Raw genomic sequence first — 12,087 nt, forward strand, 5'->3', positions numbered from 1 at the left:
CGCGAGATACAAACCACCCTCGCCCCCCCTATCCCCCCCTCCTCCCCCCCCCCTTCGGCAGGGGAACCACCCCCCCTCGCTCCCCCCCCACAAGCAAAGGGGGCCCCCCCCCCCCCCCCCGCGGTCGGGGGTGCGTGCTGTCCGGGGTCAGTGGTTGCGGGGGAAGCCCAGGTCCACGCCCGACGGGGCGTCCGCCGGGTCCGGCCACCGGGTCGTGACGACCTTGCCTCGCGTGTAGAAGTGCACGCCGTCGTTGCCGTAGATGTGGTGGTCGCCGAAGAGCGAGTCCTTCCACCCTCCGAAGGAGTGGTATCCCACCGGCACCGGGATGGGCACGTTCACGCCGACCATGCCCGCCTCGATCTCCAGTTGGAAGCGGCGGGCCGCGCCGCCGTCGCGGGTGAAGATCGCCGTGCCGTTGCCGAACGGCGAGGCGTTCATGAGGGCGACGCCCTCGTCGTACGTCTCCGTGCGCAGCACGCACAGCACGGGGCCGAAGATCTCGTCGCGGTAGGCGTCCGAGTCGGTGGAGACGTGGTCCAGGAGCGACAGGCCGATCCAGTGGCCGTCCTCGTAACCGTCGACGCGCAGCCCGGTGCCGTCCAGGACGACTTCGGCGCCCTGCGCGGCCGCGCCCGTCACGTACGACGCGACCTTGTCGCGGTGGGCCGCCGTGATCAGCGGGCCCATCTCGGAGGCCGGGTCGGTGCCGGGACCGATCTTGATCCTCTCGGCCCGCTCACGGATCTTGCTCACGAGTTCGTCGCCGATCGAGCCGACCGCGACGACCGCGGAGATCGCCATGCAGCGCTCGCCCGCGGAGCCGTACGCCGCCGACACGGCCGCGTCCGCCGCCGCGTCCAGGTCCGCGTCCGGCAGGACCAGCATGTGGTTCTTGGCACCGCCGAGCGCCTGTACGCGCTTGCCGTTGGCCGAAGCGGTCGCGTGGATGTGGCGGGCGATCGGTGTGGAGCCGACGAAGGAGACCGCCGCGACGTCCGGGTGGGCCAGGAGGGAGTCCACGGCCACCTTGTCGCCGTGGACGACGTTGAGGACGCCGTCCGGAAGGCCCGCCTCGGCCGCCAGCTCGGCCAGCAGATTCGCGGACGAGGGGTCCTTCTCGCTCGGCTTCAGTACGAAGGTGTTGCCGCAGGCGATGGCCAGCGGGAACATCCACATCGGCACCATCGCGGGGAAGTTGAACGGTGTGATGCCGGCGACGACGCCCAGCGGCTGCCTGATCGAGGAGACGTCGACCTTGCTGGAGACCTGCGTCGACAGCTCGCCCTTGAGCTGCGTGGTGATCCCGCAGGCCAGCTCGACGATCTCCAGACCGCGCGCCACCTCGCCGAGCGCGTCGGAGTGGACCTTGCCGTGCTCGGCGGTGATCAGCGCGGCGATCTCGTCACGGTGCGCGTCGAGCAGCGCGCGGTAGGCGAACAGGATGCCGGTGCGCGCCGAGAGGGAGGACGTGCCCCAGCTCGCGTACGCGGCCCTCGCCGTCGTGACGGCCGCGTCCACCTCCTCCGGCGAGGCGAGCGCCACCCGCGTGGTGACCGCGCCGGTCGCCGGGTCGGTGACCTGGCCCCAGTTGCCCGAGGCGCCTTCGACGGTCTTGCCACCGATCCAGTGGTTGACGGTCTTCATTACGTCTCCTTCGGGTCCATCGAGTCGATCGGCGCGGGCGGCGCCCCGGGGGGTCAGAGATGGCGGCGGCGGGCCGCGGCTCTGCGGTCGTACTCCTCGCGTGCCGTGACCGCCGGCGCTCGGGTCGCCGTCTCGGCCACGGGGACATCCCACCACGCCTGGGCCGGAGGCGCGCCCGACACAGTGTCTGCCGTTTCGGTCTCCGCGTAGACACATGTGGGGACGTCGGACTCGCGTGCGGCGACAAGGGCTTCGCGCAGGTCACGAATGGTTTTGGCCCGGATGACGCGCATCCCGAGCGAGGCCGCGTTGGCGGCCAGATCGACGGGGAGCGGGTCGCCGGTGTACGTCGGCGAGCCGACCGTGTCGGCCTCGCGGTAGCGGTACGCCGTACCGAACCTCTCCGCGCCGACCGACTCGGAGAGCCCGCCGATCGACGCGTAGCCGTGGTTCTGGAGGATCACCACCTTCAGTGGGAGGCGTTCCTGTACGGCGGTGACGATCTCGGTGGGGTTCATCAGGTAGGTGCCGTCGCCGACGAGCGCCCAGACGGGGCGCCCGGGGTCGGCCAGCATCACGCCGATGGCCGCCGGGATCTCGTAACCCATGCACGAGTAGCCGTACTCGACGTGGTACTGGTCGCGGGAGCGGCACCGCCAGAGTTTGTGGAGGTCGCCGGGGAGCGATCCGGCCGCGTTGATGACGATGTCGTCGTCGGTGACGAGCGCGTCGAGCAGTCCGAGGACCTGCGGCTGGGTGGGCCTCAGGAGGTCCTCGGAGGTGTCGAACGCGGCGTCGACCCGGTGCTCCCAGCGCTCCTTGTCGTCGGCGTACTCGGTGGCGTAGGCGGCGTCGACGCGGTGGCCGGCCAGGGCCTCGGTCAGCTCCTCCAGGGCGGTGCGGGCGTCGGCGACCAGCGGCGCGGCGGCGAGCTTGTGGGCGTCGAAGCCGGTGACGTTGATGTTGAGGAAGCGGACGGACGGGTTCGCGAAGAGCGTCGACGAAGCCGTGGAGAAGTCGGACCAGCGGGTGCCGACGCCGATCACCAGGTCGGCGGTGCGGGCCAGTTCGTCGGCGGTGGCGGTGCCGGTGTGGCCGATGCCGCCGACGTCCGCCGGATGGTCGTGGCGCAGGGAGCCCTTGCCGGCCTGGGTGGAGGCGACGGGGATGCCGGTCGCCGTCGCGAACGCGGCGAGCGCGTCCTCGGCCGCGCTGTGGTGGACGCCGCCGCCGGCGACGAGGAGCGGACGGCGGGCGGCGCGGACCGTCTCGACGGCGTCGGCGAGTTCGTACGGGTCGGGCCCCTGCCTGCGCACCCGCCAGACACGCTCGGCGAAGAACTCCTCCGGCCAGTCGTACGCCTCCGTCTGGACGTCCTGCGGCAGGGCGAGGGTGACGGCGCCGGTCTCGGCGGGGTCGGCGAGCACCCGCATGGCGGCGAGCGCGGCCGGGACGAGCGCCTCGGGACGCGAGACACGGTCGAAGTACTTCGAGACGGGGCGCAGCGCGTCGTTGACGGAGACGTCGCCCGCGTGGGGCACTTCGAGCTGCTGGAGGACCGGGTCGGCGGGGTGCGTCGCGAAGATGTCGCCGGGCAGCAGCAGCACGGGCAGCCGGTTGACGGTGGCGAGGGCGGCGCCCGTGACGAGGTTGGTGGCACCGGGGCCGATGGAGGTGGTCACGGCGTGGGTGGAGAGGCGGTTGCTCTGACGGGCGTAGCCGACGGCGGCGTGCACCATGGCCTGTTCGTTGCGTCCTTGGAAGTACGGCATCTCCGGGCCGGCCTGGACGAGCGCCTGGCCGATGCCCGCCACGTTCCCGTGGCCGAAGATGCCCCAGGTGGCGTCGATGAGCCGGCGGCGGTTGCCGTCGCGTTCGGTGTACTGGCGGGACAGGAAGGCGATCAGTGCCTGGGCCACGGTGAGACGGCGCGTGCTCATCGGGGGGTCTCCTTCTCCTCGTCCTCATAAGGAGGTTGGCTCGGCGGCTCCTGTGAGGGGGTCCGCGACGGCCTCGGACGGGGTGCCTCGTACATCGGCAGCCGTGCGTCGACCGCCTGGTCCGCCCAGGTGTCGCGGATCCAGCCGTGGTCGGGGTGGTCGCGGATCAGCCACTGTCTGGTCTCACCCGGTCCGGCCATCACGTTGAGGTAGTACATGGCGCGGCCGGGGGCGGCGATGGACGGGCCGTGCCAGCCGTCGGGGATCAGGACGGTGTCGCCGGTACGGACCTCGGCGAGTACGTCGGTGCCACCGGGCCTGGAGGGTGAGACCCGGTGGTAGCCGAGGCCGCCGTCCTCGATCTCGAAGTAGTAGATCTCCTCCAGCCGGGACTCGACACCGGGGTGGTCCTCGTCGTGCTTGTGCGGCGGGTACGACGACCAGTTGCCGCCGGGCGTGAGGACCTCGACGGCGATCAGCCGGTCGCAGTCGAAGGTGTCGGCGGCGGCGAAGTTGTTGACCTGGCGGGAGCAGGTGCCGCTGCCCCGCAGTTCGACCGGTACCTCCGGTGCGGGGCCGTAGCGAGCGGGGAGTCGTCGCTCGCACTTCGCTCCTGCCAGGGCGAAGCGGCCCCCCGCACCGGAGGCGATCTGGGCGTGGGCGTCACGCGGAACGTACGCGAAGTCCGTGACGGAGCTGAACACGCTTTCTCTGCCCAGCAGTTCAAAGATCTCGCCTTGAGTGTGCACCGTACAACCGCCGCTGAGGGGAAGCACGATCCATTCGCTGTCCCCGCTGTCGAGCGTGTGTGTGCCGCCCGGCGGCAGGTCGAGGACGCGCAGGGCGCTGTGCAGCCAGCCGGCCCGCCGCGGTTCGATGTCGAGCGCGTACGGACCGCTCGCCGCGCTGCCCGCGGGCACGTGCCGTTCCAGGAACTCGCCGTCGGAGCCCGCGTCGGTGTCCGTCGTGTCCGTCGTGTCCGTCGTCATGATCGTTCCGTATCCCTCCGCACGTCTGCCTACTCTCCCCGTGTCCCCCGCGGCTGGGACCTGTCACCCGTCCCGCGGCGCCCGGCCCTCGCTCCCCGGCCCTACAAGAGGCCCACGGCGGTGTCGACGGCCGCCGCGACGTCCCCGTCCACCGGATAGAGCAGCGAGCGACCCACGACCAGGCCCTGCACGGTGGGCAGCCGCAGCGCCTTGCGCCACTTCTCGTACGCGCCCTCCTGGTCGTCGCCGATCTCGCCGCCGAGCAGGACGGCGGGCAGCGTGGAGGTCTCCATCACGCGGGCCATGTCGTCCGGGTTCTCGGTGACCGGAACCTTCAGCCAGGTGTAGGCGGAGGTGCCGGCGAGGCCGGAGGCGATGGCGATGGAGCGGGTCACCGCCTCGGCCGAGAGGTCGTTGCGGAGCCGCCCGCCGGTGCGGCGGCAGATGAACGGCTCGACGAAGACGGGCAGCCGCCGCTCCGCCATCGCGTCGACGGCGCGGGCGGCCGACAGGAGGGTGTCGGGCGAGCGCGCGTCCTCGTAGTCGATCCGCAGGAGCAGTTTGCCCCCGTCGAAGCCGAGGCGGGCGATGTCCTCGGCGCGGTGGCCGGTGAAGCGGTCGTCGATTTCGAAGTCGGCGCCGGCGAGACCGCCGCGGTTCATGGAGCCGATGGCGACGCGGTTCTCCAGGGCGCCGAGGAGCAGCAGGTCGTCGAGTATGTCGGCGGTGGCGAGGACCCCGTCCACGCCGGGCCGGGACAGCGCGAGGCAGAGGCGTTCAAGGAGGTCGACGCGGTTGGCCATGGCCAGCCGGCGGTTCCCGACGGCGAGGGCGCCCCGGGCCGGGTGGTCGGCCGCGACGATCATCAGCCGTCCGCCGGTGCGCAGCAGGGGGCGCCGGCCACGGCGGGCGGCGGCCTCGGCGACCGCCTCGGGGTGGTGCGTCCGGATCCGTACGAGCTCCGACGCGTCGACTCGGGTCACGGAGCGGCCTCCGGTGGCGGCGTTCCCGGTGCGGGGACGGGGCCTCCGCAGAGGACCTGGGTGACTTCCCCGGCGTACGGCATGGCGGAGGAGCAGGCGAGCCGGGCGGCGACGATGGCGCCCGCGGCGTTGGCGTAGCGCATGACGCGTTCCAGCTCCCAGCCGGCCAGCAGACCGTGGCAGAGCGCGCCGCCGAACGCGTCGCCGGCGCCGAGTCCGTTGACGACCTCGACGGGCACGGGGGGCACCTCGGCGGTGGTGCCGTCGCGATGGACGGCGAGGACGCCCTTGGGGCCCTGTTTGACGACGGCCAGTTCGGGTCCGGCGGCGAGGAGCGCGTGGGCGGCGGCGTACGGTTCGCGCTCCCCGACGGCGACTTCGCACTCGTCCAGGTTGCCCACGGCGACCGTGGCGTGTCGCAGGGCCCGTTCGTAGAAGGGCCGGGCCGCCGCCATGAGTGCGCGCGGGCCGCCGGAAGGCGGGGCGTCGGAAGACCGGCCGCCGGAACGGGCGTCGCCGGCGGGTGCCTTCCAGAACATGGGGCGCCAGTCGAGGTCGAAGACGGTGATGTCCGTGCCGGGCCGGCCTCCTGGCCCCCGCCCGTCGGGGCCGGGTGCCCGCGCCTGGCCCCGCGCTCCGAGGGCCGTGAGGGTCGAGGTCCGGCTGGGCTCCTCGCACAGACCGGTACCGGTCATCCAGAAGATCCGCGCGGCCCTGACGGCGTCCAGGTCCAGCTCGTGCGGATGAATCTCCAGATCGGGCGCCTTGGGCTGCCGGTAGAAGTACAGCGGGAAGTCGTCCGGGGGGAAGATCTCACAGAACGTCACCGGGGTGGGCCACTGGTCGACGGGTGTCACCCACCGGTCGTCGACTTCGAACTCCCGCAGCGCGTGGTGGAGATAGTCCCCGAACGCGTCCCGGCCGGTGCGGCTGATCACGGCGGTACGGCGGCCGAGCCGGGCGGCGGCCACCGCCACGTTCGTCGCGGAGCCGCCGAGGAACTTCCCGAAGGTGTCGACCTGCGCCAACGGGACTCCGGTGCGCAGCGGGTAGAGGTCGACGCCGATCCGTCCCATGGTGATCACGTCGTACGGCTCAGGCATACGCGTCCCCTCGTTTCGACGGCCAGTGCCAGGTCTAGTGCTCACTCCCGACCCCTGTCAACGTTTTGTCCTTACATTCGGACGAAGGCTTGACACTCTTCTCGGACGGCCGGGAGGCTGACCGCTATGACCTCCTCCGTACCCCCGCTGAACCGCATCAGGGTCGGGTCGGCTCCCGACTCCTGGGGCGTGTGGTTTCCCGACGATCCGCGACAGGTCCCCTGGCAGCGCTTCCTCGACGAAGTGGCCGAGGCCGGATACGAGTGGATCGAACTCGGTCCGTACGGCTACCTCCCGACCGATCCGGTGCGGCTCGCCGACGAGACCGCCCTGCGCGGCCTGAAGGTCTCGGCCGGCACCGTGTTCACCGGCCTTCATCACGGGCCCGCGGTCTGGGAGAAGACCTGGGCGCATGTCGCCGACATCGCCGCGCTCACCAGGGAGATGGGCGCGGACCATCTTGTCGTCATCCCGTCCTTCTGGCGTGACGACAAGACGGGTCAGGTACTGGAGGACCGGACGCTCACCCCGGCGCAGTGGCACGATCTGACGACTCAGACCGAGCGGCTCGGCCGCGAGGTGCGGGATCGCTTCGGGCTCGGCATCGTGGTCCATCCGCACGCGGACACCCACATCGACAGCGAGGACAACGTCAGCCGTTTCCTCGACGCCACCGATCCCGATCTGGTGTCACTGTGCCTGGACACCGGGCACTACGCGTACTGCGGCGGCGACAGCGTCAAACTGATCGAGACCTACGGGGAGCGGATCGGGTATCTGCACCTCAAGCAGGTGGATCCGGAGATCCTCACGGATGTCATCGCCAACGAGGTGCCGTTCGGGCCGGCCGTGGGACGCGGCGTGATGTGCGAGCCGCCGAACGGAGTGCCCGCGCTGGAGCCGGTGCTGACGGCGGCCCAGAACCTGGACGTCGATCTCTTCGCCATCGTCGAGCAGGACATGTATCCCTGCCCGCCCGACAAGCCCTATCCGATCGCCAAGCGGACCCGCCGTTTCCTCCGCTCCTGCGGTGCGTAACTCCGGCCTCCTGTCGAACAATTGGAGCATCAGCGCATCTGTCCCCCATGCGCTGTTTCTGTCACAGAGATCCGCCTGACGTCACACTTGTCTCCATTAAACGGGTTTTCCGTCACAGGGACGCGACAGCCCCTCCCCCACCATCACTCTGCGTCGTTCAACGGGCACAGGCTCAGTGATCACCAGCGCTTCAGTCGCAGCTCTCCCGACGGCCCCCCGGCCGCCGCTGCGGCGGACGCAGGGAGGTGCCACACATGACGGACAGAAGTCTCTGGTCCTACAAGGAGATCGCCGCACACATCCGCGTACAGCCGGACACCGTCCGTTCGTACCGCAAGCACGGTCTGCTTCCGCGGCCGGACCACGTGGAGAACGGCAAGCCCTACTGGTACGCGGACACCGTCCGCGCCTGGGTGGCCAAACGCCCGGGGAACAGAGGCCGCAGAGAGTAGGGCGCGGAGCCTCATCCGCGCCGGGCCGCCCCGAGGACCGGGCCAGGGGCCCCGTACTCCGCACCACCGGTGGTGCGGAGTACGGGGCCCTCGTGGCGTTTCAGGGCTCAGACCCCGACCTTGTCCCACTTCCCCGCCCCGGACGCGGTCCCGTCCGCACCCTCCGCGCCGTTCCCCCCGGCCGCCCCGGCCGGCGGGTGCGACTCGCCCTCGCTCAGTCCGAACCGGTCGTGAAGGCGGCGCAACGGCCCCGGCGCCCACCAAGTCGCCCTCCCCGTCAGCTTCATCACCGCCGGGACCAGCAGACTGCGCACCACCATCGCGTCCATGACCACCGCGAGCGCGATACCGAGACCGAGCATCTTGGTGTTGGTGACCCGCGAGGTGCCGATGGCGACCATGACCACCGCCAGGATCACCGCCGCCGCGGTGATCAGCCCTCCCGTGCGCCGGAGCCCGAAGACGACGGCGTGTTCGTGGTCACCACCGCGGTCGTACTCCTCCTTCATCCGGGATATCAGGAAGACCCCGTAGTCCATGGAGAGTCCGAAGGCGACGCAGAACATCAGCACCGGAAGGGTCGTCTCTATGTCACCCGTCGAGGTGAAACCGAGGAGCCCGGACAGATTGCCGTCCTGGAACACCCAGACGACCGCCCCGAACATCGCCGTCAGGCTGAGTGCGTTGAGCACCACCGCCTGGATCGGCACGAGGACGCTGCCGGTGAGCAGGAAGACCAGCAGCAGCGTCACCACGGCGATGATGCCCGCGGCCAGGGGCAAACGGTCGGCGATCGCGTCCTTCGAATCGACCAGTACGGCGGCCGTACCGGTGACGGAGGTGTCGAAGGCGGCGGGCTCGGCCCGGAGCTCACGGACGAGCCTCTGGGCCTCCTGGCCCACCGCCTCACCGCGCGGCAGCACGGTGAAGTACGCGTGGTCTCCGGAGACGACCGGACCGTCGATCCGCTCCACGCCCGGCAGAGCGGCCACCCGGTCGCGGTAGTCCGCGTACTCGGCGGAGGTCGCCCCGCCCTCGCCCAGCACTTCGAGCCCGCCGCCGGGGCTGCCCGGGAAGCCGCTCCCGATGTCCTCCTGCACCACGCGCGCCTCGGCGCCCGACGGCAACTGCCGGTGGTCCGCCGTGCCGAACTGCACGCCCAGAAAGGGCAGTCCGAGAAGCACCAGACCCGTGGCCGTCGCGACGGCGAAGAGCGGAGCCCTGCGCATCACCAGCGTCGCCGTACGCCCCCATCCTCCGGCCGCCGCCGGGTCCGCCGGGTCCGCCTGTCCTTCCGGCCGGGGCCGGGCCGCGTCCCCGTCGCCCGGCGCGGACCTCTTCCGGCGCAACAGCCGCCGCAGATCGAGGGAGTTGACCCGGTGGCCGAGCAGCGTCAGCGCGGCCGGCAGCAGGATCAGCGCGGCAGCGGCGGCGAGCAGCACGACCGCTATCCCCGCATAGGCGAACGAGCGCAGGAAGTAATGGGGGAAGACCATCATGGCCGCGAGCGACACGGCCACCGTCAGCGCGGAGAACAGCACCGTCCGCCCGGCGGTGCGGAGCGTGGTCCCCACCGCGTCCCGCACCTGCGCGCCCTCGGCCAGCTCCTCCCGGAATCTGCGCACGATGAACAGCGCGTAGTCCACGGCGAGTCCGAGCCCGAGAGCCGTGGTGAGGTTCTGCGCGAAGACCGAGACGTCCGTGATCTCGGTGATTCCCCGCAGCACGGCGTTGGTGCCGAGGATCGCGACGATGCCGATCCCCAGGGGCAGCAGGGCGGCGACGGCACTGCCGAAGACCATCACCAGCAGGACCAGCGTCACCGGAAGGGCGATCAGCTCGGCCCGCAGCAGGTCCTCCTGGATGGTGGCCTGCATCTCGTGCCGTACCGCGACGGGTCCGCCGACCGAGACCTCCACCGGCCCCTGTGCGCCCCGGAATTCGGGCGCTATCCGCTCCAGGGTCTCCCCTGCCTGCTTCTCCGTCCCCACGATCCTGGCCGCGATCAGCGCCTCACCTCCGTCCTCGGCGCGCAGCGCGGGCGATCGCGTCTGCCAGTAGGACCCCACACCCACGACGCCGTCCTCGGCCGAGAGGCGCTCGGTGAGGCGCTCGGCCCCGGCGACGACGGCGGGGTCGTCCACCCCTTTCCCGCCCGCGTCGACGAGCAGCAGGAGATTCGGCTGGGAGGCGGGGAACTCACGCTCCAGGGCCTGTGTGGCATAGGTCGAGGAGGCGTCGGGGTCCTCCCAGCCACCGCTGCCCATCCGGTCGCCCACCCCGCTCCCCGCGACGACCGCCAGCGCCGTGATCACGAGGGCGACCAGCAGCGAAAGTCGTGGGCGCGCCGTGACGAACCGGGTCCAGCCGCCGATTCGCGACCCCCTGTTGACTTCGGACATAGTGCGGTGTCCCCTTCACCGTGACCCAGCACATGGGTCGGCGACTGCCATGGAATGAAAAACACGAGCGATCGCTCGCATTGGCCAAGAATGCGAGCGACCACTCGCGTTTGTCAACCGTGATCAACCGGTCGAGGGATCCTGGGGATTCGGGGATTCAGATGCCTGAAACGAGGAGAGGCGGAGCCGTGGAGCGAGGCAGCCAGGACGGCGCGACCAAGGGCGGACCCGCCGACGTCACGGGAAAGCCGCGCCGCCGCCAGGCCCGCGGCGAGCGCCGTATCGCCCAGCTCCTCGAAGCGGCGGGCCGTGTCTTCTGCACCAGCGGCTACACGGCGGCGAGCACCAACTCCATCGCCCGCGAGGCCGGCGTCTCCCCCGGCACGCTCTACCAGTTCTTCCCCAACAAGGAAGCCATCGCGGTCGAGCTGGGCGACGTACTGCTCAATCGCTGGCGCACGACGTACGGCCAGGCGTTCACCCCCGCCCACATGAATCTGCCGCTGCCCGAGATGCTGGACGCCGTTCTCGACCCCCTGATCACGTTCAACTGCGAGAACCCGGCGTTCGCGGTGCTGATGCACGGGTCGGAGATCCCGGGGCAGGTGACGGAGGAGCACGACCTCCTGCACTCGACCCTGCTCACCCGGGTCGAGGAGATCCTCGGCAGCTACCTCCCCGACACCCCGCGGGCGGAGCGCACCAGGACGGCGGAGTTCGCCTTCGCGCTGTTCAAGGGCGGCATGGACCTGATCCTGTCCCACGAGGGGGAGGAGCGGGAGGCGTACATCGGGGAGCTGAAGAGCGCCATGTTCCGCTATCTGTGCCCCGTCGTGGGGGACGCGCTCCCGCAGAGTCCGCCACCGCGGGAGACCACGGGGGCGGAGTCCTGACGCCACACCTGGACGCAGCACCTCCGCCCGGCTCGCATTCATACCCCCTAGGGGTATAAGCTGAGGAGCCCAGGGCGTCTTGGCGTTCCCGTCGACCCCTGGCGCGCCATGCCCCGCACACCGCCCCCGGAGGAGAACGCCATGACCGCAGAGACGAAGACCGAGACGGAGACCGCCCGGGCCGCCGGTTCCTGCTGCTCGCCCGCCGGCTCCTGCCACGACGGCGCCGCCGGGGCCACGGCGGACTCCGTCACCGCGGTGTACGCGGTCACCGGCATGACCTGCGGCCACTGCGAGGGCGCGGTCTCCGACGAGATCTCCGCACTCCAGGGCGTCACGTCGGTCAAGGCCGAGGCCGCCACCGGCCGGGTGACGGTGATTTCCGAGGCTCCACTCAAGGAGGACGAGGTGCGCGCGGCGGTCGACGAGGCGGGTTACGAGCTGGCCGGCCCGGTCTGAACAACCCCCGTACGGGGCCGTACGCGGCCGGACACCCTCCGGACCGCGTACGGCCCCTCCGCCGTTCCGCCCGCCCCCCGACGCAACACCCCTGCTCAGCGGGGTGATCGAAGCGTCGGCACGGCACCCCGGCCACGCGCTTTCGTAGTAACCAACAATTTACGGTCCGGCTCCCTTCACA

At 71.1% G+C, this 12,087-nt stretch carries 10 protein-coding genes; 4 read left to right on the forward strand and 6 right to left on the reverse strand.

The window, feature by feature from the left end:
- Positions 1-147: 147 nt before the first annotated feature.
- The 5 genes from ACZ61E_RS18040 to iolC all read right to left on the reverse strand — a co-directional run bounded on the left by ACZ61E_RS18040 (position 148) and on the right by iolC (position 6,662).
- A complete protein-coding gene (locus ACZ61E_RS18040) occupies positions 148-1,647 on the reverse strand; it encodes a CoA-acylating methylmalonate-semialdehyde dehydrogenase (protein WP_469700598.1) in 1,500 nt (499 codons plus the stop codon).
- 53 nt (positions 1,648-1,700) lie between these two features.
- Complete coding sequence (gene iolD / locus ACZ61E_RS18045) at positions 1,701-3,587, reverse strand: 3D-(3,5/4)-trihydroxycyclohexane-1,2-dione acylhydrolase (decyclizing) (protein WP_469700599.1); 1,887 nt, start codon at positions 3,585-3,587, stop codon at positions 1,701-1,703.
- On the reverse strand, positions 3,584-4,576 hold the full coding sequence (iolB, locus tag ACZ61E_RS18050) for a 5-deoxy-glucuronate isomerase (RefSeq protein WP_469700600.1): 993 nt from the start codon (positions 4,574-4,576) through the stop codon (positions 3,584-3,586). The genes iolD and iolB overlap by 4 nt, the downstream gene beginning before the upstream one ends.
- A 101-nt stretch (positions 4,577-4,677) precedes the next feature.
- Positions 4,678-5,559 (reverse strand): Cgl0159 family (beta/alpha)8-fold protein, encoded by an 882-nt coding sequence (locus tag ACZ61E_RS18055; RefSeq protein ID WP_469700601.1) that lies wholly within the window; start codon positions 5,557-5,559, stop codon positions 4,678-4,680.
- Positions 5,556-6,662 carry a 5-dehydro-2-deoxygluconokinase gene (gene iolC, locus ACZ61E_RS18060; RefSeq protein WP_469700602.1) on the reverse strand — a complete coding sequence of 369 codons (1,107 nt, stop codon included), beginning with the start codon at positions 6,660-6,662 and terminating at the stop codon, positions 5,556-5,558. Before iolC ends, ACZ61E_RS18055 begins: the two co-directional genes overlap by 4 nt.
- Before the next feature lie 126 nt (positions 6,663-6,788).
- Between iolC and ACZ61E_RS18065 the strand changes: the two genes are divergently transcribed.
- Both ACZ61E_RS18065 and ACZ61E_RS18070 read left to right on the forward strand, forming a co-directional pair.
- Complete coding sequence (locus tag ACZ61E_RS18065; protein ID WP_469700603.1) at positions 6,789-7,700, forward strand: sugar phosphate isomerase/epimerase family protein; 912 nt, start codon at positions 6,789-6,791, stop codon at positions 7,698-7,700.
- Between the two features lie 254 nt (positions 7,701-7,954).
- Positions 7,955-8,152 (forward strand): helix-turn-helix transcriptional regulator, encoded by a 198-nt coding sequence (locus tag ACZ61E_RS18070; protein WP_078077269.1) that lies wholly within the window; start codon positions 7,955-7,957, stop codon positions 8,150-8,152.
- Between the two features lie 107 nt (positions 8,153-8,259).
- Here ACZ61E_RS18070 and ACZ61E_RS18075 read toward each other — a convergent pair whose 3' ends face one another.
- On the reverse strand, positions 8,260-10,554 hold the full coding sequence (locus ACZ61E_RS18075; protein WP_469700604.1) for an MMPL family transporter: 2,295 nt from the start codon (positions 10,552-10,554) through the stop codon (positions 8,260-8,262).
- A 161-nt stretch (positions 10,555-10,715) separates the two neighbouring features.
- Between ACZ61E_RS18075 and ACZ61E_RS18080 the strand changes: the two genes are divergently transcribed.
- Positions 10,716-11,447 carry a TetR/AcrR family transcriptional regulator gene (locus ACZ61E_RS18080; RefSeq protein ID WP_469700605.1) on the forward strand — a complete coding sequence of 244 codons (732 nt, stop codon included), beginning with the start codon at positions 10,716-10,718 and terminating at the stop codon, positions 11,445-11,447.
- A gap of 141 nt (positions 11,448-11,588) precedes the next feature.
- Positions 11,589-11,906, forward strand: a complete 318-nt coding sequence (locus ACZ61E_RS18085) for a heavy-metal-associated domain-containing protein (RefSeq protein WP_469700606.1) — start codon at positions 11,589-11,591, stop codon at positions 11,904-11,906.
- Positions 11,907-12,087 lie beyond the last annotated feature (181 nt).

Source organism: Streptomyces sp. NPDC104581, assembly GCF_055583685.1.